The organism is Kitasatospora sp. NPDC043949 (assembly GCF_056435365.1).
This window is the reverse complement of record NZ_JBWKEQ010000010.1, coordinates 1-24,810: the sequence shown is the minus strand read 5'-3', so window position 1 is coordinate 24,810 and position 24,810 is coordinate 1. Positions and strand designations below refer to the sequence as shown.

Genomic DNA, 24,810 nt, shown 5'->3' with positions numbered 1-24,810 from the left:
TGAGAGGATGGAAAGCATGCAGGAAGACCTCTTGAGCGGCAGCCCGTCCGACGGCCCCCACGGCTCCCTCTGGGCCGACCCCACCGCCGCCACGGGCCCCGACGCCGTGCTCGCCGGGCTCGACCCCGAACAGCGCGCCGTCGCCACCGCCCTGCACGGGCCCGTCTGCGTCCTCGCCGGCGCCGGCACCGGCAAGACCCGCGCCATCACCCACCGGATCGCCTACGGCGTGCGCAGCGGCGTGTACCAGCCCCAGCAGGTCCTCGCCGTCACCTTCACCGCCCGCGCCGCCGGCGAGATGCGCGGCCGGCTGCGCCAACTCGGCGCCGACGGCGTCCAGGCCCGCACCTTCCACGCCGCCGCCCTGCGCCAGCTCCAGTACTTCTGGCCGCGCGCCGTCGGCGGCCCCGTGCCCCAGCTGCTCGAACGCAAGGTCCAGCTCGTCGCCGAATCCGCCGGCCGCTGCGGCCTGCGCGTCCAGCGCACCGAACTGCGCGACCTCACCGCTGAGATCGAGTGGGCCAAGGTCACCCAGCTCGGCCCCGACGACTACCCCGCCGCCGTCCAGAAGTCCGGCCGCGACGCCCCCCGCGACCCGGCCGAGACCGCCCAGGTCTACCGCGTCTACGAGGAGACCAAGAGCCGCCGCGGCGTCATCGACTTCGAGGACGTCCTGCTGCTCACCGCCGCCATCCTGGAGGACCGCCCCGACATCGCGGACCAGGTCCGCTCCCAGTACCGGCACTTCACCGTCGACGAGTACCAGGACGTCTCCCCGCTCCAGCAGCGGCTGCTCGACCAGTGGACCGGCCCCGGCGGCGGGGCCAGCCTCTGCGTCGTCGGCGACGCCAGCCAGACCATCTACTCCTTCACCGGCGCCACCCCCGACTACCTGCTCAACTTCCGCACCCGCCACCCCGAGGCCACGGTCGTCAAGCTGGTCCGCGACTACCGCTCCACCCCGCAGGTCGTCCACCTCGCCAACGGACTGCTCAGCCAGGCCCGCGGCGAGGCCGCCCGCCACCGCCTCGAACTCGTCTCCCAGCGCGAGGCCGGCCCCGAACCCGTCTACACCGAGTACGAGGACGAACCCACCGAGGCCGAGACCACCGCCCGCCGGATCAAGGACCTGCTCGCCACCGGCGTGCGCGCCAGCGAGGTCGCCGTCCTGTTCCGCACCAACGGCCAGTCCGAGGTCTACGAGCAGGCCCTCGCCGACCTCGGCGTCCCCTACCAGCTCAAGGGCGCCGAGCGGTTCTTCGAACGCCCCGAGGTCCGCGACGCCGGCGTCCTGCTGCGCGGCGCCGCCCGGGCCGGCGCCGACCCGCTCACCGCCGACGCCCCCGACCTGGCCGGCCAGGTCCGCGCCGTCCTCGCCGCCCGCGGCTTCACCGCCGAACCGCCCGCCGGCTCCGGCGCCGTGCGCGACCGCTGGGAGTCCCTCGCCGCCCTCGTCCGGCTCGCCGAGGAGTTCGAGCGCACCCGCACCGCCGCCGGCCACAGCGCCGACCTCGCCGCCTACGTCGCCGAACTCGACGCCCGCGCCGCCGCCCAGCACGCCCCCGCCGTCGAAGGCGTCACCCTCGCCTCGCTGCACGCCGCCAAGGGCCTCGAATGGGACGCCGTCTTCCTCGTCGGCCTCACCGAGGGCACCCTGCCGATCATCTACGCCAAGACCGACGAGCAGATCGAGGAGGAGCGCCGACTCCTCTACGTCGGCGTCACCCGGGCCCGCAAGCACCTCTCCCTCTCCTGGGCGCTCAGCCGCTCCCCGGGCGGCCGGGCCAGCCGCAAGCCCAGCCGCTTCCTGGACGGGCTGCGCCCCGGTTCCAGCGCCCCCGGCGCACGCACCGGCGGGCGGGGCGGGCGCGGGGGCGTGGAGCCCGGCGAGCGCTCCGCCGGACGGCGGGTCCGCGGCCCGGTCAAGTGCCGGGTCTGCGAGAAGGTGCTCACCGAGGCGGTCGAGCGCAAGCTGCGCCGCTGCGAGAGCTGCCCGTCCACCATGGACGAGGCGCTGTACGAGCGGCTGCGCGAGTGGCGGGCCCGCCAGGCCAAGAAGCAGGGGGCGCCGGCCTACGTGGTGTTCACCGACGCCACGCTGATGGCCATCGCCGAGGACGTGCCGGCCAGCCGCCAGGAGCTGGCCGTGATCTCCGGGGTCGGCGCGATGAAGCTGGACAAGTACGGGGCGGCCGTGCTCTCGTTGTGTGCGGGGGAGGAGCCCGAGGAGGATCCGGACGGCGTCGAGGACGGCGAGCCGGTCGATTCGGCGTGAGCCGGTCCGGGCGCGGTCCAGGGGAGTCTCCCGGGGGCCGCTCGGGGGACATCCGAACCCGCCGTGAAAAATAGTTTGCGCGGCATACCGGGAGCGCAATAGCCTGCCGGAGCGGTCAAGGGGACGAGATCGCACGGGGTGACACCTGTGCCGAATCCCCTGCACCCAACAGCTTCACCGAGACAGACATCCGAACATTCGGAACCGGGGCGACCTGGCTCCGCGAGACGCCGAGAGGAGGCGATGACAGTGGGAAACATCATGATCACCAAAATGACTGGCCAGACCGTTGTTGCTGCCTCCCTGCGTGCCGCCCGTCTGCGGGCGCTCGCCGAGCTCGGTGGAACCGGTCTGGGTCTCGACACCACCGGTGTCTCCGTCGTCCCCGCTGTCAGTGGCCTTGGACACACTGATGTCTGCGCCGCGGGCGGCAGGAACGTCGAAGGCACCTCCGTCGAGGCCGGTCTGTCCGGCGACTGGGCGTCGTTCGGTACGTCGCGCTCCCTGCGTGATGAGCGACCGACCCAGGCACCGAAGGCAGTCGTAGCAGCCGCCATGCATGGCGACTATGCGCAGGTCGTCGGTGCCGGAAGCACCCAGAAGCAGAACGAGCAGCAGATTAACCAGGCCATGGCCGCCTTTGCGGGCGCCACGGCCATCCGGATGCGGGCCTTCCGCGGGCCTGAACCCTGGAGAGAACGAACCTGAGTAAGCCTCAGGTCGGCACCTCCAGGGCCGCGGAACCCGTCACACCGGGATCCGCGGCCCTTCTGTTTTGTCCGGTACGCAAGACCACCCAGGCCCCCCGGGGCCTCCGGCCCAGACCCACCAGCCATCTGGGCCGGAACCACTGAGAAGACGAGGAAGACGCCACAGTGTCCACGGTCATCACGCCGCCCATCCCGTCCGTACCGCCGACAAGCCAGATCACCAAGGCCGACCAGGCCGACCCCCCGGAGGTTCCTTCCATGCAGATCAGCTCCATCGAGCAGGCCGAGGCGCTCGGGCTCCCCATCCCCTGCCGCGCCTTCGACCCCGAGGTCTTCTTCGCCGAGACGCCCGCCGACGTCGAGTACGCGAAGTCCCTCTGCGGCACCTGCCCGGTCAAGGACGCCTGTCTGACCGGTGCGCTGGAGCGGCGCGAGCCGTGGGGCGTCTGGGGTGGCGAGCTCTTCGTCCAGGGCGTCGTCGTGGCCCGCAAGCGGCCGCGTGGCCGTCCGCGCAAGACCGAGGTCATGGCGTGAACCCCGCCCACGGCGCCAGGGCCGTCCGCCGGGGAGAGCAGCCCCTGCTGGACAGCTCCCTCCGCCGTTCCGTCCGGATCGCCGCCGCCAAGGCCGACGCATCCCGGCCAGCCCCCTTCCCGAGCACGCACCACGAGCAGGACCACCACATGACCGCCGCCGCCATCGATCCGACCGTCCGCGCTGAGCAGACCACCGAACTTCAGATCCAGAACAGGACCCTCGAAATGCAACTCCTCCACGAATCCCTGGCCCGGGCCCATATGCAAGAGCGCCTGCACGAGGCCGAGCACCAACGCCTCGTCACCCGGGTCGCCCGGGCCCGCCGGCTCAAGCAGCGGGCCGAGCGCGCCTCGCTGCGGGCCCGCAAGGCGATCGCCGTCGCCCTGATGTAGTCGCGGCTGTCGTCGCGTGCGGGGCCTCCCCGCGTTCCACCCCCGTCGTGCCGCAGGCCGCCCCCCGTCACGGGGAGCGGCCTGCGGTCGTCGGGGGCGGCGTTCCGGTCAGCTCTTGCGGGTGCGGCTGGCGGGCCTGCCGCCTGCCGGCTTGCGACCGGCGGGCTTCGCCGTCCCCGCTGGGTTGGCCGGCTTCGCCGGCTCCCGGCCGGCGAACTGGGGCAGCCACGCCAGCATCTCCGCCCGGAACGGCGCCTGGGCGCCCAGCTGGCAGAGCACCCCGATGGTGCTCAGCGTCACCCGGTGGATCAGCAGGTACGCGGGCGGCAGGTTCAGCTGCTTGCCCAGGTTGTAGGCGGGCGAGCGCGGATCGGCGATCCGGGCCGCCTGCGCGCGCATCCAGGCCCGGGTGAAGTGGAAGCTGTCCACGGCGGCCGGCTCGATGATCGGCCGCAGGTAGTCCAGCACCGCGTCCGGGTCCAGCTCGATCGAGGGCTTGACGAAGCCCTCCTCGCGCAGCATCTTCAGCACGCCCGCCGCGTCGCCGTCCAGGGCCATCCGCAGCGACGCCCCGATCGGCGCGGGCAGCCCGCCCGGCAGCCGGTCCACCGTGCCGAAGTCCAGCACCCCCAGCCGCCAGCCCGACGCCGGGCCGTCGTCCTTCAGCAGCCGGAAGTTGCCCGGGTGCGGGTCCGCGTGCAGCAGGCCGGTCCGGGACGGGCCCGCGAACAGGAACCGGGCCAGCAACTGCCCGGCACGGTCGCGCTCCTCCTGGGTGCCGTCCGTGATCACCTCGGCCAGCGGGGTGCCGTCCATCCACTCGGAGACGAGCACCTGGTCGGCCTGCGCCACCACGCCGGGCACCACGATGTCCGGGTCGCCGGCGAACTCCTCGGCGTGCCGGCGCTGGGCCTGCGCCTCCAGCTCGTAGTCCAGCTCCTCCGACACCCGTTCGCGCAGCTCGGCGATCAGCGGCTTGATGTCCAGCCCCGGGATCAGCGGGCCCAACAGCCAGGCCACCCGGCTCAGTTGCGTCAGGTCGGCGAGCAGCGCGTCACCCGCGCCCGGGTACTGCACCTTGACCGCGACCCGGCGCCCGTCGTGCCAGACGGCCCGGTGCACCTGCCCGATCGAGGCGGCCGCGGCCGGCCGGTCGTCGAACTCCCGGAACAGCTCGCGCCAGCCGTCCCCGAGCCGCTGGGCGAGCGCGGTGTGCACCTTGGCGGCGGGCATCGGGGGAGCGGCGTCCTGCAGCTTGGTGAGCGCGGCCCGGTACGGCCCGGCGACCTCCTCGGGCAGCGCGGCCTCGAAGACGGACAGCACCTGCCCGAACTTCATGGCTCCGCCCTTGAGTTCACCCAGGACCTTGAACAGCTGGTCGGCGGTGGCCTGCTGGAGCTCGGCCGTCACCACCTCGGCGGAGCGGCCGCCGATGCGCTTGCCCAGACCGAGCGTGGCGCGTCCGGCTATCCCCAGCGGCAGGGCGGCGAGCCGTGCCGTGCGGGTCACTGCCTTGCGCGGAAGATCGCTCACCCGGGCCTCCATTCCCTGGCCCCCCGACACCGGACGGCCCACCATCACTAGGCCATTGTGCCCGCTCCCCACCCCGCGACCGCCGGTATTTCGCCAGGCGGGGAAGGGGCGCCCGCACGTGGGACGCGACCGCTGTCCCTTTGCGGGGGAGTTGGACGGCTTGGTCCGGTCGGCCCGGCGTGGTGGGCGGACGGCGGCTGCGCGCTGAGCGGAGTGGCCGGGGGTCGTCCGACCGGAGAGTCAGCGGGGCAGGCGGAGGGCCAGGCCGTCCAGGACCACGTCGAGGCCGTAGGCGAACTTGGCGTCGCGCGTGGCGGCCGGGTCCGGGTCCGCGGAGACGGTCGAGTAGGCGTCGGTGAGGTGGGCGAAGCCCGCGGTGGCCTCCCGGGCGGCGGGCATCAGCCGGGCGATGAACGCGGCCTCGCTCTCGCCGGCCCGGGCGACGGTGGTGAGCCAGGCCGCCTCCGTGGTGCTCATGCCGACGACGTAGGAGATGACCGCGTCGATCGCCCGGACCGGCTCGGGGAAGCCGGCCGAGGTGAAGAAGGCGGTCAGCCGCTCGCCGTAGGACATCAGGTTGGGGCCGAGGTAGGCGAGGCCGGCCTGGCCGAGGACGGACGACAGCCAGGGGTGGCGCAGGGCCGTCGCCCGGAAGGCGCCGGCGGCCTCGGTGGCGGCGGCGCGCCAGTCGGGGCTGTCGGCGGGCGGGAGGGTGATCTCGCCGAAGACCTCGTCCACCGCGAGCTCCATCAGCTCGTCCTTGGTCGCCACGTGCCGGTACAGGGAGGTGGCGCCCGCGTTCAGCCGGGTGGCCAGCTTGCGCATGCTCAGGGCCTCGATGCCCTCGGCGTCCAGCATGGTGATCGCCTCGCGGACGATCGCGGCCCGGCTGAGTGCGGGCTGGTCGGGCTCGCGCTGCCGACGGGCCCACACGGACGGGATCGGGTTCGTTTCGGCGGCCATGGCGGCTCCCCTTCCCTCTGCTCCTGCTTCGCTGCGTACACCGTTCGCATCGAGCGTACAGGAGTCGGGTGTTGCGCACACCGTTCCGCAGTGCGTACAGTGTGCGCAACGAAGGAGCGACGTGCGCATCGGGGGAACGGTGTGCGCAGAATGGAGGGGTGGCTGATGACAGCGCTCAACGCGACCGAGGGCCGCAACCCGCACCGCTGGTGGATCCTGATCGTGCTGTGCCTGAGCTCGCTCGTCCTGGTGGTCGACAGCATGGCGCTCACGGTCGCCGTGCCCTCGATGACGGCGGACCTCGACGCCAGCGCCCAGGACACCCAGTGGATCCTCGACTCCTATGTCCTGGTCTTCGCCGGGCTGCTGCTCACCGCCGGCAGCCTCGGGGACCGCTTCGGCCGCCGGAAGATCATGATCATCGGACTGCTGCTCTTCGGGGCGGCCTCCCTCGCGGCCACCTTCTGCACCAACCCCGGCGAGGTGATCGCGGCACGGGTCGCCATGGGCGTCGGCGGATCGCTGATCATGCCCTCGACGCTGTCGATCCTCATCACCGTCTTCGACGAGGACGAGCGCAACAAGGCGATGGCCGCCTGGAGCTCGGTGGCGATGCTGGGGCTGGTCGGCAGCCCGGTCCTCGGCGGCGTGCTGATCGACCACTTCTCCTGGCACTCGATCTTCTTCATCAACGTTCCGGTCGTCGCCCTGGCGATCCTGGCGGGCCTGCTCCTGATGCCGGAGTCCAAGGGGCCGTGGCAGAAGCCCGACCCGCTCGGCGCGGTGCTGTCCGCGGCCGGCATGACCGCCCTGGTCTGGTGGATCATCGAGATCCCGCAGCACGGCGCCTTCGGCGGCCAGTCCCTGGTCACCCTGGCCGTCGCGGTGCTCGCGCTCGGCGGGTTCGTGGTGTGGGAGAACGTCACCTCCGCGCCCATGGTCCCGCTGGCGCTCTTCAAGCACCGCAACTTCAGCGGGGGCTCGCTGTCGCTGACCCTGGTGCAGATCGGCAATGGCGGCCTGCTGCTCGTGCTCACCCAGTACCTGCAGTTCGTGCTCGGCTACTCGCCGGTCAAGGCGGGCCTCGCGTTCGTTCCGCTGGCCATCGCCGCCCTGGTCGGCAACGGGGTCGGCGCCAAGTTCGCCGCCACGATCGGCAACCGCCTGCTCATCCTCACCGGGATGCTCGTCATGGCCGCCTCCTTCGCCCTGCTGACCACCGTCACCGCCGGCACCGGCTTCACCGTCCCGGCGGTCGCCCTCGGGCTGCTCGGCCTCGGCGCGGGCCTGGCGATGCCGGCGGCGGTGGGGGCGCTGATGGGCACCATCCCGCCGGAGCAGGCGGGCGTCGGCTCGGCGCTGAACGACACCATCCAGCAGGCCGGCACCGCGCTCGGCATCGCGATCCTGGGCTCGCTGCTGTCGAGCGGCTTCGCCGCCGAGATGCCCGCCGGGATGCCGGAGGAGGCGAAGCACTCCGTCGGCGGGGCGCTGGCGCTGGCCAACGGGGACGCCGGGCTCGTCCGGACCGTCCGGGAGGCCTTCACCTCGGCGATGTCGACGACCTTCACGATCAGCGCGATCGGGGTGCTGGCGGCGGCGGTCGTGGCCACGCTGGTGATGCGCGACCGGAAGGCCGGGACGGCGGCGGGGGAGCCGGTGGCCGGGGCGTCGGTGGAGGACGCCGGGATCGCCGCCTGACTTCGCTGGACCTGGCTGGTCCGCCTCGCCGTGAAGGCCGGTGCCCCCGGGGCACCGGCCTTCGGTGCGGTGGGGTGGGGCGGTGGTGTGGTGGTGCGCAGGAAGTCGGACGGGCCGACTTCCTGCGCGTGGTTCTTTGCCTGATCTCTGGGGCCCCCTCCCCCCCCCGCCCCCCACCCTCCCCACCTCCCGCCCACCACCTCCCGCTGGCAACAGCGGATCCCCGCCTTGCATGGCCCGCGCCCGGTAGGTTCTCTCCTCGGCCAGGCCCGCGCCCGGCAGGTTCCTCTCCTCCTCACCTCGGTGGCTGCGGCTGCCAGAGGCACCCGCAGTCCGGGTGTCCGCGCAGTCGCAGACGTCGTGGCATCCCTTCGCCGGCCGACACCTCGCACCACCCGTCCACGCTCGGGGGCCGCCCGCCGTCCAGGTGGACCTGGACGTGCAGCGCCGCCAGGCCGGCCACCATCGTGGCCAGGGCCGTGTCGCAGGCCGGGGTGCGCGCCCGGCCGGGCCCGCCGTCCGCCAGCTGGGCCAGGATCCGGGGCCAGGCGGCGTCCTCGTCCTCCCGGCGCAGGACCAGGCAGTGTCCGCAGGCCGACACCCCTGGCAGCACCAGGGGCCCGACCACCCCGAACTCCTCGACCACTCCGACGTACAGGTGCGGCACCCCGGCCCGGAGCAGCAGTCGGGCCTCGTACGTCCCGCCGGCGAACGCCCCGCTCCCGTCCCGGGGCGCGAGCACCACCAGGTCGGGCGGCGGCCCGTCGGGCTTTCGCCGGGGCACGGGCACCAGTGGTCGGCCCGCCGCCCGTTGCACGGCCTCCCGGGCGGCCGTCAACCGCAGCCGCCCGACGTCCCCCGGCGGCAGTCCTGCCGGGGAGCAGTCCCCGGGGCGCACCCGGCCGCCGTCCACCACGGTGACCGTGCCCGCCCCGCCGGCCGAGAGCACGGCCGCCACGGCGGCGCCCACCCGGCCCGCGCCGCGGACCTCGATCCGGACGCCTGCCCGCCGGGCCAGGACGGCCGGTGCGGCGCCGGGGCCGGAGTGGACCAGGGACAGCGAGGCGAGGTCGGGGCCGAGCAGGTCCCGGTGGGGCTGGGGGAAGCGGGCCATCGCGGTGCCGGCCGCCTCCGCGTCGTCCAGTAACCCGGTCTCCTCCAGGTCGGTCAGCAGTGCGTCGGCGGGCTCCCGGCCGAGGCCGAGCTGCTCGCCGGCCTCCAGCAGTTCGGGGCGGTCCCTGGTCCCGTCGACCAGGCCGAGGAAGTCGCAGAGGGTCTTGTCGGCCTGGCCGAGCACCCCGGCGTAGCGGGTGATGGTCCCGAACTGCAGGGTGTCGGAGTCCCGCCAGCTGCGGGACAGGGCGGGCTTCAGTACGAGGCGCACGGCGATCTCCCTTCCGATCGTTTCCGGACGGCTGACCGCAGCATGCCCCATCGCGCCGACGTCGTGCGCAAAGTTATCCACAGGCCCAGGCTCATGATCACATCATCTGTTCGCAGACCCTGTGGATAACCGCCCATCCGCTCCGGCGCCGGTTTCCGGACACCCGCCGTCGACTTTTCGTTCCCGATCACTCCATGAAAGATTTCGGCCACGGCACCGGACTTCTGTCCGTGGTACCGGGTAACGTCGTGTGCCATGGCAGCCGAGCGGGACTCCCATCCACCGGCGTCGCGTCGGCGTGCCCGTGCAGCGTCCGGGTCGCAAGTGGCGGCGCCCAGCACGCGTGGGCGTCGGGACCAGGATCAGCAGGCGAGGCCCGCGTCGCCGCAACACCCACCCGCCGCCGCGCCACCGGAGCCGCACGACCGCGGCCGGGTGGAAGTGCGCCGCAGCGCCCGTCGCAGCCGCACCGTCTCCGCCTACCGCGAGGGCGACCGCACGATCGTGCTGATCCCGGCCCGGATGTCGCACGCCGAGGAGCAGCGCTGGGTCGCGCAGATGCTGGAGAAGCTCGCCGCCCAGGAGAGCCGCCGGATCCTCGGCGACGACGCGCTGATGGACCGGGCGCGCGGGCTGTCGGCCGCCTACCTGGGCGATCGCGCCCGGCCCGCCCAGGTCCGCTGGGTCACCAACCAGAACTCGCGCTGGGGCTCGTGCACCCCCAGCGAGGGGACGATCCGCCTCTCCCACCGTCTGCAGGGCATGCCGGAGTACGTCCTGGACTACGTGCTGCTGCACGAGCTCGCCCACCTGCTGGTGCCGGACCACGGCCCGGCGTTCTGGGCCCTGCTGGAGGCCTACCCCCGGACGGAACGGGCCCGCGGCTACCTGGAGGGCGTGGTCTCGGCGGCCCGGCTGCCGCACATCCCCGGCGCCCGGCACGCCGACCGGGATGCCGATCCGGCCTGTTCCTGCGGCTGACGGCTTGACGCCCGGCCGGGAGGCGGCGGCGGAGAGGGTGGCGAGGAGAACGATGCGGGGAACGATGCGGGGAACGAAAAGAGGGGGCGGGGGGGGGGCGGGCCCCCCCCCCCCCCCCCCTTTTCCCCCCCCCCCCCCCCCCCCCCCCCCCCCCACACACCCCCCCCCCCCCCCCCCCCCCCCCCCCCCCCCCCCCCCCCCCTCTTCGCGTTTCACCTCAGCTGGTCAGCCGGCGGGCCCGTGCCACCAGGTCCCGCACCGAGTGGTCGGTCAACTCCGGCAGCCGGTCGTAGTCGAACCAGCGCAGGTCCAGCGACTCCTCGCTGATCAGCGCCTGCGCACCGGCCGGTGCCACCGCGATGTACTGGACGTCCAGGTGGGTGTTCTCCGGCCGGTCCTTGCCGGTGCAGCGGACCCGGTGCCGGTCCAGCTTGGCCGGCACCGGGACGCCGTCCAGCTCCAGCAGGGCCAGGTCGGGGATGCCGGACTCCTCGACGGCCTCCCGCAGCGCCGCCGACGCGAGGTCCCGGTCGTCGGGCTCGCAGTGCCCGCCCATCTGCAGCCAGATGCCGACCTTGGGGTGCAGGGTGAGCAGCACCCGCCCGGCCGCCGGGTCGACGACCGCCGCGCTCGCGGTGATGTGCGCGGGCAGGCAGGACCGGTACAGGCCCTCGGGCTGCTCGGCCAGGTGCGCCAGGTAGTCGAGCCGCAGCCGGTCCTGCTCCTCGTCGGCGGGGCGCCACCCGGTCAGGGTGCGCACGGCGTCCGCGTGCAGGGACATCGCCCCGGTGTCGGTGGCCGTCATGCGGTGGGCTCGCCCTTTCCGTCGGTGCCGTCGCCGTCGCCGTCGCCGTCGCCGTCCCGCTTCGGCTCCTCGCTCTTCGCCGGCCCGTCGTTCTTGGTGAGGTCCGGCTTGGCGGCGGTGCCGCCCGCGGCGGCCTCGCCGAGCAGCTTGTCGATCGCGTCGAAGTCGAGGCCGCCCTCCAGGTCGCCGGTGCCCCGGTGCACGAAGGCGTCCGGGTCGTCCAGGTCGGCGGCGGTGGGCAGCATGTCCGGGTGCTGCCAGAGCGCGTCGCGGCCCTCGATGCCGCGCGCGTCGGCGAGCAGCGCCCACAGCCGGGCGGCGTCGCGCAGCCGGCGCGGGCGCAGCTCCAGGCCGACCAGGGTGGCGAAGGTCTGCTCGGCGGGCCCGCCGGCGGCGCGGCGGCGGCGGACGGTCTCGCGCAGCGCGCCGGCCTGCGGCAGGTGCGGTTCGGCGGCGGCGTGCACGACCGCGTCGACCCAGCCTTCGAGCAGCGCGAGCGCGGTCTCCAGGCGGGCGAGCGCGGCCTTCTGCTCGGGGGTGTCCTCGGGCTGGAGCAGCCCGCCGGCCAGCGCCTCCTGGAGCGCCTCCGGGTTGTTCGGGTCGAGCTGGCCGACGAGCTCCTCCATCCGGGAGGTGTCGACCTTGATGCCGCGGGCGTAGGCCTCGACGGCGCCGAGCAGGTGGGCCCGCAGCCACGGCACGTGGGCGAAGAGCCGCTGGTGGGCGGCCTCGCGCAGGGCGAGGTAGAGCCGGACTTCGTCGGCGGGCACGTTGAGGCCCTCGCCGAACTCGGCGACGTTCTGCGGCAGCAGTGCGGCCTTGCCGGCCGGGGCGAGCGGCAGGCCGACGTCGGCGGAGCCGACCACCTCGGCGGCGAGGGCGCCGAGCGCCTGGCCGATCTGGGTGCCGAACATGGCGCCGCCCATCGAGCGCATCATGCCCATCAGCGGGCCGGCCATGGCCTGCATCTCCTCGGGCAGGACGCCGCCCATGGCGTTGCCGACCCGCTCGGCGACCGGGTCGACGAGGTCCTTCCAGACCGGGAGGGTGGCCTCGATCCACTCGGCGCGGCTCCAGGCGACGGCGGTGCCGGCGCCGGAGGGGAACTCGGTGGCGCCGTCGAGCCACAGGTCGGCGAGCCGGACGGCCTCGGCGACGGCGGAGTGCTCGGCGGCGCTGACCGAGCGGTCCTTGCTCTTGCCCTCGGCGGGTTCGGCGACGACGCTCTGGCGGGCGATGTTCTTGGCGAGGTCCCAGTTCACCGGGCCGCCCTCGAACGAGAGCATCTGCCCGAGCTGCTGGAACGCGCTGCCGAGGTCGTTGGGGTTGAGGCCGCCGAACATCGCGGCGAACGGGTTGTCGGCCCCGCCGGGGCCGCCCGGGGCTCCGCCGCCGGGCATGCCGAACAGCGCGCCGAACGGGTTGCCGGCGCCGAAGCCGAACGGCTGCGCGCCGCTCTGGTCGGAGCCTGTGGAGCCCTGGTCCTTCTTCTGCTGCTCGTTGTCGGGCTTGGCCTTGCCGTCCTCGGGCTCCTCGGGCGGAACGCCGAATCCGAAGGGAAGGTCGCTCACGGGGTCCTCGATCCGGTCGGCCGTCATACGGGTGTGGCGGGAAGTGCTGCCCGCCCGGGGCACCAGCGGAGTGGGGGACTCGTGGGCGGCTCCAGTGCGGCAGGCCCGCGCCGGGTGCACCGCCGGGCCTTCGCCTCGGGCAGGATGGACGTACGTGACACACGTCCGTACGCACATAAGCTAACCGTGGAGGATGGTCGGTGAGTTCCCCGCCTTCGGACGTTCGCTCTGGGCTGACCGGAGACGAGGACGCCCCGGACATCACGGCGTCGCCGCCTCCAGCCTACGGCGGACGGCCGCTGACCGTGGCCGTCACCGGTGCCGCCGGCGTGATCGGCGAACGGGTCGCGGCCCGTCTGGTCGCCTCGCCGCACGTGCGCAGGGTGCTGGCGGTGGACGACCGGCGCGGTGAGGTGCCGGGTGTGCAGTGGCGGGTGCTGGACGTGCGCGACCCCGCGGTGGCCGAGCGGCTGTCCGGGGTGGACGTGGTGGTGCACCTGGCGATGGACTTCGGCATGGAGTCGGATCCGCGCGCCCGCAGCGCCTACAACGTGCGCGGCGCGCAGACCGTGCTGACGGCGGCCGCGGCCGCCGGGGTGCACCGGGTGGTGCTCTGCACCTCCGCGATGGTCTACGGCGCGCTGGCCGACAACGAGGTGCCGCTGGCCGAGGACTCCGAGCTGCGGGCGACCGAGGAGGCCTCGCTGGTCGGGGACCTGCTGGAGATCGAGCGCCTGGCCCGCCGGGCGCCGCGCGCCCACCCGGGGCTGCAGGTGACGGTGCTGCGTCCGGCGGTGGTGGTCGGCCCCGGCGTGGACACCGTGCTGACCCGGCACTTCGAGGCGCCGAGGCTGCTGGTGGTGGCCGGTTCCCGCCCGTGCTGGCAGTTCTGCCACGTGGACGACCTGGCGGCGGCGCTGGAGTACGCGGCGCTGGGCCTGGTGGAGGGCGAGGTGACGGTCGGCTGTGACGGCTGGCTGGAGCAGGAGGACGTGGAGCGGCTGTCGGGGATCCGGCGGATGGAGTTGCCGGCCTCGCTGGCGCTGGGCACCGCGGCCCGGCTGCACCGGCTGGGCCTGACCCCGGCCCCGGCGGGGGACCTGGCCTACACGATGTACCCGTGGGTGGTGTCCGGCAGCCGGCTGCACGAGGCGGGCTGGCGTCCGGAGCACAGCAACGAGCAGGTGCTGGCCGAGCTGCTGGGCCAGGTCGCCGGGAAGCACGCGGTGGCCGGGCGCCGGCTGGGCGGCAAGGAGGCCGCGACCAGCCTGGGGGCGGCCGGGGCGACGGTGGCGCTGGTCGGTACGGCCGCGCTGGTGCGCCGGGCCCGCAAGCGGCGCCGCTTCTGAGACCGGCGGCCCCGAGGGACGGGCAGGTTTTCTCACGATGCGGAATCCCGCCATCGTGATGCGGAACCTGCTTGCCTCAAACCACCCGGGATGGGGAATCATGGGGGCATGTCCGAGAACCACGACCCCATCCGCCTGCTCGCCATCCGCGACACCCCGCTCTCGCTGGACGAGGTGTACGAGGCGGTCGGCGACGACGCGGCCGGCGGGACGACCGTCTTCGTCGGGACGGTCCGCGACCACGACGGCGGCAAGTCGGTCACCGCGCTGGAATACAGCTGCCACCCCACCGCCGAGCAGGAGATGCGTCGGATCGCCGAGAAGGTCGTCGCCGACTTCCCGGTGCGGGCGCTGGCCGCGGTGCACCGGGTCGGCCGGCTGGAGATCACCGACAAGGCGGTGATCGTCGCCGTGTCCTGCGCCCACCGGGGCGAGGCCTTCGCGGCCGCCCGGCGGCTGATCGACGACCTCAAGCACGAGGTGCCGATCTGGAAGCACCAGGTCTTCACCGACGGCGAGGAGGAGTGGGTCGGCGCCGGCAGTTGCTGACCCGGGTGCCCCTGCGGACCGGACCGGATCGGACCGGGGCGGACCCGAAAAGGGCGATTGGCTGCGGAGAGTGGCCACCTGCGCACGGAATGCGACGAACATGCCGGGCGGGCCGGGCTCTCACTCGAACGGGTCTGGGTCAGTGGGCCGAATACTCCCTGGCAGTGAGCCGATCGGCCGTCCCGTAACCCGGACGGCGCCGGCCGCGTTGTCCGCCGGAGTGGTTAATCTGCTCATAGACACGACGAGCTGGGAGTACTGATATGGGTGCGCTCGCCTGGTTGATCATTCCGGTCATCGCCGTCCTGCTCGCCGCCCTGTGGGCGGGCTGGGCCCAGCGTGCCCCGAGAGCCACGGGGGACCCGGCCTCGCTCGCCGAGCACCGGCGCTTCATGGCCGCGATGGAACGCACCACCGCCGGAAGCGCCGCCTCCGAGGACGGTTCCGGCCGCTAGCCCGGGGGGCGCCCGCTCATCCGCGTCCCGTACTGTCGAGGCATGCCACGCCGCTCCGCGACGATGCTCGCTGCCACCCTGCTGCTCATAGCGCTGCTCTGCGTCTCGGTGCTGATGAAGGTGCCGTACACGGAGATGAGTCCGGGGCCGACGTACAACACGCTCGGCAACCAGGGGGGCAAGTCGGTGATCACCATCACCGGGCGCGACTCGTACCCGACCACCGGGCACCTCAACATGACCACCGTCCAGGTCACCGGGGCCAAGTACGAGCCCAGCCTGGTCAACGCGGTGGTCGGGTGGCTGCGCGACGACGTGATGGTCGTGCCGCACGACAACGTCTACCCGAAGGGGCAGACGGACGCCGACGCCAAGAAGCAGAACGCCGAGGAGTTCGCCTCCTCCGAGGACAGCGCCCGCACCGCCGCGCTCAACCAGATGGGCATCCCGGTCGGCACCGAGCTGATCATCAAATCGGTCACGGCGGGGGCTCCGGCGGAGGGCCGGCTGCACGCGGGCGACCAGATCGTGGCCGTCGACGGCACGCCGGTCAGCACGGCCGAGCAGGTGGTGGCCGCGGTCACCAGGCACAAGCCGGGTGAGTCGGTGGTCTTCACCGTGGTCCCGCGGGTCAAGGACGCGACCGGCAACGGCGGCGCCAACCCGGGGGACCGGACCGACGTCACCGTCCCCACCGTGCGGGCCAAGGACCTCGACCCGAAGGCCCCGGCCGAGCGGGCGGAACTCGCGGTGGTCGGCATCGGCACCACGATCCGGCACACCTACCCGTTCCAGATCGACATCGGCCTCCAGGACGTCGGCGGGCCGAGCGCCGGACTGATGTTCTCGCTCGGCATCATCGACAAGCTCACCCCCGGCGGCGACCTCACCGGCGGCCGGTTCGTGGCGGGTACCGGCACCATCGACGACGACGGCAAGGTCGGCCCGATCGGCGGGATATCGATGAAGCTGATCGCCGCCCGGGACGCCGGCGCCGAGTACTTCTTCACCCCGTCCTCGAACTGCGCCGAGGCGACCAAGAACGTCCCGTCCGGGCTGAACCTGATCAAGACGGACACGCTGGACGGCGCGCTGAAGTCGCTGGAGCAGATCCGCTCCGGGCAGACCTCCGCGCTGCCGTCCTGCGCCGTGAAGTAGTGCCGTGAAGTAATGCCGTGACGTAGTGCGGTGAACGTGAAGGGGTGCCGCCGGGGCGGCCGGGGGCTACGAGAAGGTCGCCAGCAGCGCCGCGGTCAGGCCGGGCACCAGGTCCGGGCCGGTCAGCACCTCGCGGGCGACGTCCTTGGAGCGCAGCCGCAGCGCGATCTCCTTCTTGCCGTTGCGCAGCACGGCGGCGGTGATCCGCACCTCCTCGCGCTTGGGGTGGTTGGCCACCCACTCGGCGAGCTGGGCGTCGCTGGCGTTGCGCGGGCGGGTCTGCTCGGAGCCCGGAGGCAGCATCAGGCGCTCGACGACCAGGGCGCAGCCGACCACCGCGTCGGGCCAGGCGATGGTGCCGAGGAACTTGTCCAGCTCCATGCCGGCCGGCAGCTCGTCCTGCTCGACCGGGGTGAGGCCGGCCGTGTCGTCGTCGCCGAGGCCGAGCTGGGCGGCGATCTTCGGGTCGGCCTTGCGCAGGGCGGTGCTGTCCACCAGGGCGAACAGCCGGGCCGGGAGGTCCCAGCCGAGCGTGGCGGCGTACTCGTCGATCTCCAGCGCGGCCCGGGTGAGCGGGGTGGCGGCGGGGAGCTTGGAGACGTCGTCGGGGGAGCCGGGGGTGTTGAGTGCATTGGACGCGTCGGACATGCCTCAATCCTCACACGCCGGGCGGGGGCCCGGGCGCCGGGCGCCGCCGGTGGGCCGGGGAGCGGCCGGGACGGGGAACGGCGTCGTAACCGTCTGCTAACGGTGGGAACTCGGCCAAAGCCTGGTTAAGTTTCCCTGAAGACCGACTGACTCCAGACGACACAGCTGAGGTGCCACCGTGGTATTCCAGATGCCGGAACGCTCAGGGCCGGGTTTCCGGCGCAGGGTAGGGCCGCCCTCCCGGCGGGCGCGGGTGGCCCTGCTGACCCTGGGCGTGCTCGCGGTGCTGTTCCTGCTGTTCGTCATGTTCGCCGGGTTCTGGACGGACTGGCTGTGGTTCAGATCCGTCCGTTACTCCTCGGTGTTCACCACGCAGCTGTGGACGAAGATCGGCCTGTTCGCGGTGTTCGGCCTGCTGATGGCGGTGATCGTCGGCTTCAACGTCTGGCTGGCGCACCGGCTGCGGCCGCCGCTGTCGGCGATGTCGGTCGAGCAGCAGAGCCTGGACCGCTACCGGTCGGGCCTGGCGCCGTTCAAGCGCTGGGCGCTGATCGGGGTCTCGCTGGTGATCGGCCTGGTGGCGGGCGCCGCGGCGTCCGGCCAGTGGCGGACCTGGCTGATGTGGACGAACGCGACGCCCTTCGGCGAGAAGGACGCCCAGTTCGGCATGGACGTCTCGTTCTACGCCTTCGACCTCCCGTTCTACGAGTTCGTGCTGGGCTTCGCGTTCAGCGCGGTGATCGTCTCGCTGCTGACCTCGGCGCTGGTGCACTACCTGTACGGGGGGCTGCGGCTGCAGGGCCCGGGCCGTCGGGCGAGCGCGGGCGCGCAGGGGCACCTGGCGGTGCTGCTGGGCGTGTTCGTGCTGCTGAAGGCGGTGGCGTACTGGCTGGACCGGTACGCGCTGGCGGTGAAGACCGGCTCCTACAAGGGGGTCTCCGGCTGGACCGGCCTGCGCTACGTGGACGCCAACGCGTTCCTGCCGGCCAAGACGATCCTGTTCTTCGTGGCGATCATCTGCGCGCTGCTGTTCTTCCTGACGCCGGTGCGCCGCACCTGGGCGCCGGCCCTGATCGGGCTGGGGCTGATGGTGCTGTCGGCGGTGCTGATCGGCGGGCTGTACCCGGCGATCGTGCAGCAGTTCCAGGTCAAGCCGAACGAGCAGGCCAAGGAAACGCCGTACATCCAGAAGAACATCGACGCGACGCGGCAGGCGTACGGGATCGCGGACGCGCAGACCACCCAGTACAGCCCGCAGGGGTCGACGACGGCCGAGGCGCTCAAGCCGGACGCGCAGACCATCTCCGACATCCGGCTGCTGGACCCGAACGTCGTCTCGCCGACCTTCCAGTCGATCGAGCAGCAGCGCAACTACTACGCCTTCCCGAACACCCTGGACGTGGACCGCTACGGCTCCGGCACGGACAAGCAGGACACCGTGATCGGCCTGCGCGAGCTGGACCTCAACGGCGTGCAGCGCAACTGGATCAACGACCACTTCAAGTACACCCACGGCTACGGCGCGGTCGTCGCCAAGGGCAACCAGGTCAGCGACAAGGGCGAGCCGGTGTTCACCGAGTCCGGCCTGCCGGCCACCGGCGCGCTGGGCGACTACCAGCAGCGGATCTACTACGGCGAGAAGACGACGTCGTACTCGATCGTCGGCGGCTCGAACAAGGAGATCGACTACACCACCAAGACCGGCGAGAACAAGGAGTACACCTACACCGGCAACAGCGGTGTCTCGCTGGACAACCCGATCACCCGGGCCGCGTACGCGGTGCGCTTCGCCGAGCCGCAGATCCTGTACGCGGGGGCGATCACCGACGGCGCGAAGGTGATCTACAACCGGACGCCGAAGGAGCGGGTGGAGAAGGTCGCCCCGTGGCTGTCGATCGACGCCGACGCGTACCCGGTGGTGCAGGACGGCCGGGTGGTCTGGGTGCTGGACGGCTACACCACCTCGGACGGCTACCCGTTCTCGTCGAAGACGACGCTGGGCACCGCGACCAAGGACTCGCTGACCAACCAGCGCGGTGAGCTGCTGACCGTCGCCAACCAGGTCAACTACATCCGCAACTCGGTCAAGGCCACGGTGGACGCCTACACCGGCGAGGTGAAGCTCTACCAGTGGGACGACCAGGACCCGGTGCTGAAGACCTGGATGAAGGCGTTCCCCGGCACCGTCGAGCCGAAGGCGGACATCCCGGGCACGCTGCTGCCGCACCTGCGCTACCCGCAGGACATGTTCAAGGTGCAGCGCGACCTGCTCGGCCAGTACCACGTGACCGACGCCAACTCCTTCTTCAACGGCAGCGACATCTGGCAGATCCCGGTCGACCCGACCAGCGACACCAAGCAGGTCCAGCCGCCGTACTACGTGACGGTGCGGATGCCGGACCCGCAGGTCACCTCGGCGAGCTTCTCGCTGACCACGACCTTCGTGCCCAACGGCCGCCCGAACCTGGCCGCGTTCATGGCCGTCAACGCCGATCCGGGACCGGACTACGGGAAGATCCGCATCCTGAAGATCTCGGGGGACAACAGCGCCCCCGGCCCGGGCCTGGTGCAGTCGACGTTCAACTCCCGGCAGGAGGTGGCCTCGCAGATCTTCGCGCTGAAGAGCGGCGGTGACACCGAGCTGGAGTACGGCAACCTGCTGACCCTGCCGGTCGGCGGCGGGCTGCTCAACGTCGAGCCGGTGTACGTGCGCGGACGCGGCGCCAAGTACCCGACGCTGCAGAAGGTGCTGGCGGTGTACGGGAACGACAACGTGGCGTTCGAGAACACCCTGGAGGACGCGCTGAAGAAGGTGTTCGCCGGGGCGGCCCCGGGGACCACGCCGACCGCGCCGTCCACGCCGAACAACCCGGGGACGCCCACCAATCCGGGGACGTCGACCGGTCCGGGGACGGCGACGCCGGGCGGGACGATCTCGCCGGAGCTGCAGAAGGCGCTCGGGGACGCGGAGAAGGCGTACAACGACAGCCAGACCGCGTTCAAGAACGGCGACTGGGTGGCCTACGGCAACGCCCAGAAGGCGCTGGGCGATGCGCTGAAGGCGGCCGAGGCGGCCCGCGGCGGGAGCCCGGTGCAGGCCCCGACGCCGGGTGCGACCCCGGGTGCGACGCCGACCGGATCGCCGTCCGGGCAGCCGTAGCCGCAGCCGTAGCCCGCTGAGCTGCGGCAACCGATTCCTGTTCCACCCCGCACCCGTGCTATGGTTCAACTACCGACGCGGGGTGGAGCAGCTCGGTAGCTCGCTGGGCTCATAACCCAGAGGTCGCAGGTTCAAATCCTGTCCCCGCTACTCAGTGGCCAGAGGCCCGGAGGATTCTTCCTCCGGGCCTCTGGCGTTTTTCCCCCGAAGCGGTGGGAACCGCTCCGGTACCATCAACCGTCGCCAACGACGACGGCACGGGGTTTGTGGGGCCCGAGTGTCGGGAAATCGACAAAGCGCCGAAGCAATTTCGTCGGCTTCGGGTCGGCCCCGCCCGAATTCGGCCGGGGCAGGTGTACGCGGGTTGCGGGTGGTGCGACGATGGGACACATGGGGGACGGTGCGCGGCTGCTGACCGGCCGTCGGTTCCGGTACCTCCCCTGGGGGTCCCCCCGGCCGCGGGCCGGGGCACGATGCCGCGACACTCTGGGGGAGCGGGAGTCGGCATGAGGCTGATCGGCAAGAACGGGTCAGGCACCAAGTCCGCGGCGGCCACCGAGGCGGACACCGACGCCTGGGCGGAGAGCCCCGAGAGCCGCCCCGGAGCCCTGCCCGCCCAGCGCACCAGCGGCCTGTCCGAGCGCCCCCCGGTCGCCGGCTACGGCCCCGACAGCCTGGTCCGCGTGCCCACCCGTCAGTTCGCCGACGCCGTCCGCCCGTACGGGCCCGACGGCGCCGCCGCCGACGGCCCGAACGCCGCCGCACTCGACCCGGCCGGCCTGGACACCACCAGCTTCGAGACCGCGCTGGCCGCCCGCGAGAGCGCCGCGCTGGAGGCCCGCCACCGGCAGGCCGCCGACGACGGCGACCCGGACGCCGCCAGCCGGCTCGGCACCCTGCTGCTGCGCCGCGGCGACCTGGAGGACGCCGAGCCCTACCTGCGCGCCGCCGCGGCCGCCGGGACGCGCGCCGCCGCCAACAACCTCGGCGTGCTGCTGCACCAGCAGGGCCACCGCGCCGAGGCCGCCCAGTGGTGGCGCCAGGCCGCGGTGGCCGGCAGCGCCCCCGCCGCGCACGCGCTCGGGCTCCAACTGCGCGACCAGGGCGAGGAGGAGGCCGCCGAGTACTGGCTGCACTTCGCCGCCGACCACGGCCACCCGCTCGGCGCCTACGCGCTGGGCGACCTGATGGAGCACCGGCGCGACGTGCGCGCCGAGCGCTGGTTCAAGGTCTCCGCCGACGCCGGGCACCGGGAGGCCGCCTACCGGCTGGCCCGGATGCGCGAGGCCGCCGGGGACAAGGAGATCGCCGAGGCCTGGTACCGCACCGCCGGCGCCCGCGGCCACGCCCGCGCCGCGCTGCGCCTGGGCGTGCTGCTGGAGGAGCGTGCCGCCACCGACCAGCCGCTGCTGGAGGAGGCCGCCCGCTGGTACCGGCAGTCCGCACAGAACGGCGAGCCGCGGGCCGCCTGCGCGCTGGGCTTCCTGCTGCGCGACTCCGGGGACCTGGCCGCCGCCGCCGAGTGGTGGCGGGAGGCCGCCGAGGCCGGCGACGGCAACGCCGCCAACGCGCTGGGCGCCCTGCACGCCGGCCGCGGCGAGTCCAAGGAGGCCGAGCACTGGTACCGCACCGCCCTGGACGCGGGCGACCAGAACGGCGCCTTCAACCTCGGCCTGCTCTGCGTCGCCACCGGCCGCGACCAGCAGGCCGAGCAGTGGTACCGCCGGGCCGCGTACGCCGGGCACCGGGAGGCCTGCAACGCGCTGGCCGTGGTGCTGTTGCAGCGCGGCGAGGAGACCGGCGCCGAGCCGTGGTTCTCCAAGGCGGCCGAGGCCGGCAGCGTGGACGGCGCGTTCAACCTGGGCGTGCTGCACGCCGGGCGCGGCGAGCAGCGGCAGGCCCAGGAGTGGTACGCGCGGGCCGCCGCCGAGGGCCACGGCGAGGCCGCGCTGCAACTGGCCGTCGCCCAGGAGCAGCGGGGCAACCTGGCCGGCGCGCTGGAGCGCTACCGGCAGGCGGCGTCCGGCGGGTCGGCGGAGGGCGCGTTCCGGCTGGCCTCGGTGCTGGACCGGCGCGGTGACGCGGACACCGAGGCCGAGCACTGGTACGCGCTGGCGGCCGATGCCGGGCACCGGCGGGCGCAGGTGCGGATGGGGGTGCGGGCGGCCGAGCGCGGCGCGCTGGAGATCGCCGAGAGCTGGTACCGGCGGGCGGCCGAGGCCGGCAGCCGCAGTGCCGCCTTCAACCTGGGGCTGCTGCTGGCCCGGCAGGACCGCGAGGCGCAGGCGATGCTCTGGTACACCCGGGCGGCCGACGCCGGGCACGGGCGGGCGGCGCTGCGCCTGGCACTGCTGGCGCTGCGCCGGGGGGAGCCGGTGCAGGCGGAGAACTGGTGCCGCCGGGCGGCCGACTACGGGCCGGCCGAGGTGGCGGAGCGGGCCGGGCGCCTGCTGGGCGCGCTGCACGCGGAGCTGAGCGCGTAGGGCGTGTCCGGAGGCCCCCCGGGGCGGCGGTTTCTGGGGGCCGTGTTACGGCGTGCCCGTGCAGTCCGGGCAGAGGCCGCGGTAGGTGACCTCGGCGGTGGTGACGGTGAAGCCGAAGCGTTCGCCGGCCGGGAGGGCGGCGAGCGGGTCGCCGTGCGGGTGGACGTCGCGGATGGCGCCGCAGCCGGAGCAGACCAGGTGCTGGTGGGCGCGGTGGGCGTTGGGGTCGTAGCGCTTGGCGCGTCCGTTGGTGGCGACCTCCAGGACCTCGCCGAGGCCGACCAGTTCGCCGAGGGTGTTGTAGACGGTCGCGCGGCTGATCTCGGGCAGGCGGGCGACGGCGCGGGCGTGCACCTCGTCCGCGGTGAGGTGCACGTGGTCGCCGTCGAGGACCTCGGCCACGACCCGGCGCTGTGAGGTCAGCCGCCAGCCGCGTCCGCGAAGTCGTTCCAGCAGGTCGCTCATGGGAACAGGATAAGTCACGCTCTGAGATTGGTTCCAGTGTTGACTTGGACAAAGTCCAAGTTAGGATCGAGTCGTCACGACCGGATAACGCGGAGGCCCTCTTATGACGACCCAGGACGAGCTGCGCCCCACCCTCACCACGGAGGCGGGTGCCCCCGTCGCCGACAACCAGAACACCGAGACCGCGGGCCCCGGCGGCCCGGCGCTCATCCAGGACCAGCAGCTCTTCGAGAAGCTCGCGCACTTCAACCGCGAGCGGATCCCGGAGCGCGTGGTGCACGCCCGCGGCGCGGCGGCCTACGGCACCTTCACGGTGACCGCCGACCTGACGCCCTACACCCGGGCCTCGTTCCTGTCCGAGGTCGGCAAGCAGACCGAGGTCTTCCTGCGGTTCTCCACCGTGGCCGGCAACCTCGGCTCGGCCGACGCGGTGCGCGACCCGCGCGGCTTCGCGCTGAAGTTCTACACCGAGGAGGGCAACTACGACCTCGTCGGCAACAACACCCCGGTGTTCTTCATCAAGGACGCCGTGAAGTTCCCCGACTTCATCCACACCCAGAAGCGCGACCCGTACACCGGCTCCCAGGAGGCGGACAACGTCTGGGACTTCTGGGGCCTGTCGCCCGAGGCCACCCACCAGGTGACCTGGCTGTTCGGCGACCGCGGCATCCCGGCCAGCTACCGCCACCTCAACGGCTACGGCTCGCACACCTTCCAGTGGCAGAACGAGGCCGGCGAGCACTTCTGGGTCAAGTACCACTTCAAGACCGACCAGGGCATCAGGAACCTCACCCAGGACGAGGCCAACCGGCTGGCCGGCGAGGACCCGGACAGCCACCAGCGCGACCTGCGCGAGTCGATCGAGCGCGGCGAGTTCCCCAGCTGGACCGTGCAGGTCCAGATCATGCCGGCGGCCGACGCGGCGAACTACCGCTTCAACCCCTTCGACCTCACCAAGGTCTGGCCGCACGCCGACTACCCGCCGGTCGAGATCGGCCGGCTGGAGCTCAACCGCAACCCCGACAACGTCTTCGCCGAGGTCGAGCAGTCGATCTTCTCCCCGTCGCACTTCGTGCCCGGCATCGGCCCGTCCCCCGACAAGATGCTGCAGGGCCGCCTGTTCGCGTACGCGGACGCCCACCGCTACCGCGTCGGCATCAACGCCGACCACCTGCCGGTGAACCGCCCGCACGCCACCGAGGCGCGCACCAACAGCCGCGACGGCCACCTGTACGACGGCCGCCACGGCCGACAGAAGAACTACGAGCCGAACAGCTTCGGCGGCCCGGTGCAGACCGGCCGCCCGCTGTGGGCCGCCACCGCGGTCACCGGCGCCACCGGCAACCACGAGGCGCCCTCGCACGCCGAGGACGACGACTTCGTGCAGGCAGGCAACCTGTACCGGCTGTTCTCGGAGGACGAGAAGCAGCGGCTGATCGCCAACCTGGCCGGCTTCATCGCCAAGGTCTCCGCCGACCGCGAGGACATCGTCGAGCGGGCGGTCGACAACTTCCGCAAGGCCGACGCCGACTACGGGCAGCGGCTGGAGGCGGCCGTCCGGGAGCTGCGCAAGCAGTAGCCGGGACGCGCCCCGATGAGCGGCGGGGGGGGGGGGGGGGGGGGGGGGGGGGGGGGGGGGGGGGGGGGGGGGGGGGGGGGGGGGGGGGGGGGGGGGGGGGGGGGGGGGGGGG

At 73.1% G+C, this 24,810-nt stretch carries 20 protein-coding genes and 1 tRNA gene; 14 read left to right on the top strand and 7 right to left on the bottom strand.

Annotated elements, in window-relative coordinates:
• Window positions 1–7 precede the first annotated feature (7 nt).
• The 4 genes from AC07AL_RS10740 to AC07AL_RS10725 all read left to right on the top strand — a co-directional run bounded on the left by AC07AL_RS10740 (window position 8) and on the right by AC07AL_RS10725 (window position 3,914).
• Window positions 8–2,275: an ATP-dependent DNA helicase UvrD2 gene (locus AC07AL_RS10740; RefSeq protein ID WP_478317331.1), complete on the top strand. Its 2,268-nt coding sequence runs from the start codon at window positions 8–10 to the stop codon at window positions 2,273–2,275.
• A gap of 249 nt (window positions 2,276–2,524) precedes the next feature.
• Window positions 2,525–2,983, top strand: coding sequence for a hypothetical protein (locus AC07AL_RS10735; protein WP_363586725.1), 459 nt, complete (start codon window positions 2,525–2,527; stop codon window positions 2,981–2,983).
• Between the two features lie 167 nt (window positions 2,984–3,150).
• Window positions 3,151–3,519 carry a WhiB family transcriptional regulator gene (locus AC07AL_RS10730; protein ID WP_400335999.1) on the top strand — a complete coding sequence of 123 codons (369 nt, stop codon included), beginning with the start codon at window positions 3,151–3,153 and terminating at the stop codon, window positions 3,517–3,519.
• Between the two features lie 149 nt (window positions 3,520–3,668).
• The gene (locus tag AC07AL_RS10725; RefSeq protein WP_079136258.1) at window positions 3,669–3,914 is read left to right on the top strand and encodes a hypothetical protein; all 246 of its coding nucleotides are present in this window, start codon (window positions 3,669–3,671) and stop codon (window positions 3,912–3,914) included.
• 108 nt (window positions 3,915–4,022) lie between these two features.
• Here AC07AL_RS10725 and AC07AL_RS10720 read toward each other — a convergent pair whose 3' ends face one another.
• Both AC07AL_RS10720 and AC07AL_RS10715 read right to left on the bottom strand, forming a co-directional pair.
• The gene (locus AC07AL_RS10720) at window positions 4,023–5,447 is read right to left on the bottom strand and encodes an ABC1 kinase family protein (RefSeq protein ID WP_363586724.1); all 1,425 of its coding nucleotides are present in this window, start codon (window positions 5,445–5,447) and stop codon (window positions 4,023–4,025) included.
• Window positions 5,448–5,687: 240 nt separating this feature from the next.
• The gene (locus AC07AL_RS10715) at window positions 5,688–6,410 is read right to left on the bottom strand and encodes a TetR/AcrR family transcriptional regulator (protein WP_363586723.1); all 723 of its coding nucleotides are present in this window, start codon (window positions 6,408–6,410) and stop codon (window positions 5,688–5,690) included.
• A gap of 165 nt (window positions 6,411–6,575) precedes the next feature.
• Between AC07AL_RS10715 and AC07AL_RS10710 the strand changes: the two genes are divergently transcribed.
• Window positions 6,576–8,111: an MFS transporter gene (locus AC07AL_RS10710; RefSeq protein WP_400809883.1), complete on the top strand. Its 1,536-nt coding sequence runs from the start codon at window positions 6,576–6,578 to the stop codon at window positions 8,109–8,111.
• 295 nt (window positions 8,112–8,406) lie between these two features.
• Here AC07AL_RS10710 and AC07AL_RS10705 read toward each other — a convergent pair whose 3' ends face one another.
• A complete protein-coding gene (locus AC07AL_RS10705; protein ID WP_400988599.1) occupies window positions 8,407–9,495 on the bottom strand; it encodes a ThiF family adenylyltransferase in 1,089 nt (362 codons plus the stop codon).
• Window positions 9,496–9,819: 324 nt separating this feature from the next.
• Here AC07AL_RS10705 and AC07AL_RS10700 point away from each other — a divergent pair, with 324 nt between their 5' ends.
• The gene (locus AC07AL_RS10700) at window positions 9,820–10,476 is read left to right on the top strand and encodes a M48 metallopeptidase family protein (protein WP_371517208.1); all 657 of its coding nucleotides are present in this window, start codon (window positions 9,820–9,822) and stop codon (window positions 10,474–10,476) included.
• A 217-nt stretch (window positions 10,477–10,693) separates the two neighbouring features.
• On the opposite strand, the gene AC07AL_RS10695 is transcribed toward AC07AL_RS10700, so the two are convergent.
• Together AC07AL_RS10695 and AC07AL_RS10690 are read right to left on the bottom strand one after the other, a co-directional pair.
• Window positions 10,694–11,257 (bottom strand): NUDIX hydrolase, encoded by a 564-nt coding sequence (locus tag AC07AL_RS10695; RefSeq protein ID WP_363586992.1) that lies wholly within the window; start codon window positions 11,255–11,257, stop codon window positions 10,694–10,696.
• Between the two features lie 20 nt (window positions 11,258–11,277).
• Window positions 11,278–12,852 carry a zinc-dependent metalloprotease gene (locus AC07AL_RS10690; RefSeq protein WP_478317330.1) on the bottom strand — a complete coding sequence of 525 codons (1,575 nt, stop codon included), beginning with the start codon at window positions 12,850–12,852 and terminating at the stop codon, window positions 11,278–11,280.
• Window positions 12,853–13,052: 200 nt separating this feature from the next.
• Between AC07AL_RS10690 and AC07AL_RS10685 the strand changes: the two genes are divergently transcribed.
• The 4 genes from AC07AL_RS10685 (at window position 13,053) to AC07AL_RS10670 (ending at window position 16,363) form a co-directional block, all read left to right on the top strand.
• On the top strand, window positions 13,053–14,201 hold the full coding sequence (locus AC07AL_RS10685; RefSeq protein ID WP_107452871.1) for an NAD-dependent epimerase/dehydratase family protein: 1,149 nt from the start codon (window positions 13,053–13,055) through the stop codon (window positions 14,199–14,201).
• Window positions 14,202–14,309: 108 nt separating this feature from the next.
• Window positions 14,310–14,750, top strand: a complete 441-nt coding sequence (locus AC07AL_RS10680; RefSeq protein WP_350879704.1) for a molybdenum cofactor biosynthesis protein MoaE — start codon at window positions 14,310–14,312, stop codon at window positions 14,748–14,750.
• Between the two features lie 263 nt (window positions 14,751–15,013).
• Complete coding sequence (locus tag AC07AL_RS10675) at window positions 15,014–15,205, top strand: hypothetical protein (protein WP_350879703.1); 192 nt, start codon at window positions 15,014–15,016, stop codon at window positions 15,203–15,205.
• A gap of 42 nt (window positions 15,206–15,247) precedes the next feature.
• Complete coding sequence (locus AC07AL_RS10670; RefSeq protein WP_363586987.1) at window positions 15,248–16,363, top strand: YlbL family protein; 1,116 nt, start codon at window positions 15,248–15,250, stop codon at window positions 16,361–16,363.
• Between the two features lie 66 nt (window positions 16,364–16,429).
• Here the strand turns inward: AC07AL_RS10670 and AC07AL_RS10665 are convergent, their stop codons facing one another.
• A complete protein-coding gene (locus tag AC07AL_RS10665) occupies window positions 16,430–17,011 on the bottom strand; it encodes a PPA1309 family protein (protein WP_363586986.1) in 582 nt (193 codons plus the stop codon).
• Window positions 17,012–17,201: 190 nt separating this feature from the next.
• On the opposite strand from AC07AL_RS10665, the gene AC07AL_RS10660 reads away from it, so the two are divergent.
• The 3 genes from AC07AL_RS10660 (at window position 17,202) to AC07AL_RS10650 (ending at window position 22,654) form a co-directional block, all read left to right on the top strand.
• A complete protein-coding gene (locus AC07AL_RS10660; RefSeq protein WP_400806468.1) occupies window positions 17,202–20,171 on the top strand; it encodes a UPF0182 family membrane protein in 2,970 nt (989 codons plus the stop codon).
• Between the two features lie 76 nt (window positions 20,172–20,247).
• Window positions 20,248–20,321: transfer RNA gene (locus AC07AL_RS10655), tRNA-Met, on the top strand.
• Between the two features lie 356 nt (window positions 20,322–20,677).
• The gene (locus AC07AL_RS10650; RefSeq protein ID WP_363586984.1) at window positions 20,678–22,654 is read left to right on the top strand and encodes a tetratricopeptide repeat protein; all 1,977 of its coding nucleotides are present in this window, start codon (window positions 20,678–20,680) and stop codon (window positions 22,652–22,654) included.
• Between the two features lie 45 nt (window positions 22,655–22,699).
• Here AC07AL_RS10650 and AC07AL_RS10645 read toward each other — a convergent pair whose 3' ends face one another.
• The gene (locus tag AC07AL_RS10645; RefSeq protein WP_063347892.1) at window positions 22,700–23,119 is read right to left on the bottom strand and encodes a Fur family transcriptional regulator; all 420 of its coding nucleotides are present in this window, start codon (window positions 23,117–23,119) and stop codon (window positions 22,700–22,702) included.
• A gap of 103 nt (window positions 23,120–23,222) precedes the next feature.
• Between AC07AL_RS10645 and AC07AL_RS10640 the strand changes: the two genes are divergently transcribed.
• On the top strand, window positions 23,223–24,698 hold the full coding sequence (locus AC07AL_RS10640) for a catalase (RefSeq protein ID WP_363586983.1): 1,476 nt from the start codon (window positions 23,223–23,225) through the stop codon (window positions 24,696–24,698).
• Window positions 24,699–24,810 lie beyond the last annotated feature (112 nt).

Coding starts and splice junctions, on each gene's coding strand:
- AC07AL_RS10740 (WP_478317331.1), top strand. CDS start 8: ATGGAAAGCATGCAGGAAGACCTCTTGAGCGGCAGCCCGTCCGACGGC.
- AC07AL_RS10725 (WP_079136258.1), top strand. CDS start 3,669: ATGACCGCCGCCGCCATCGATCCGACCGTCCGCGCTGAGCAGACCACC.
- AC07AL_RS10715 (WP_363586723.1), bottom strand. CDS start 6,410: ATGGCCGCCGAAACGAACCCGATCCCGTCCGTGTGGGCCCGTCGGCAG.
- AC07AL_RS10710 (WP_400809883.1), top strand. CDS start 6,576: ATGACAGCGCTCAACGCGACCGAGGGCCGCAACCCGCACCGCTGGTGG.
- AC07AL_RS10695 (WP_363586992.1), bottom strand. CDS start 11,257: ATGTCCCTGCACGCGGACGCCGTGCGCACCCTGACCGGGTGGCGCCCC.
- AC07AL_RS10680 (WP_350879704.1), top strand. CDS start 14,310: ATGTCCGAGAACCACGACCCCATCCGCCTGCTCGCCATCCGCGACACC.
- AC07AL_RS10675 (WP_350879703.1), top strand. CDS start 15,014: ATGGGTGCGCTCGCCTGGTTGATCATTCCGGTCATCGCCGTCCTGCTC.
- AC07AL_RS10670 (WP_363586987.1), top strand. CDS start 15,248: ATGCCACGCCGCTCCGCGACGATGCTCGCTGCCACCCTGCTGCTCATA.
- AC07AL_RS10665 (WP_363586986.1), bottom strand. CDS start 17,011: ATGTCCGACGCGTCCAATGCACTCAACACCCCCGGCTCCCCCGACGAC.
- AC07AL_RS10660 (WP_400806468.1), top strand. CDS start 17,202: ATGCCGGAACGCTCAGGGCCGGGTTTCCGGCGCAGGGTAGGGCCGCCC.
- AC07AL_RS10650 (WP_363586984.1), top strand. CDS start 20,678: ATGAGGCTGATCGGCAAGAACGGGTCAGGCACCAAGTCCGCGGCGGCC.
- AC07AL_RS10645 (WP_063347892.1), bottom strand. CDS start 23,119: ATGAGCGACCTGCTGGAACGACTTCGCGGACGCGGCTGGCGGCTGACC.
- AC07AL_RS10640 (WP_363586983.1), top strand. CDS start 23,223: ATGACGACCCAGGACGAGCTGCGCCCCACCCTCACCACGGAGGCGGGT.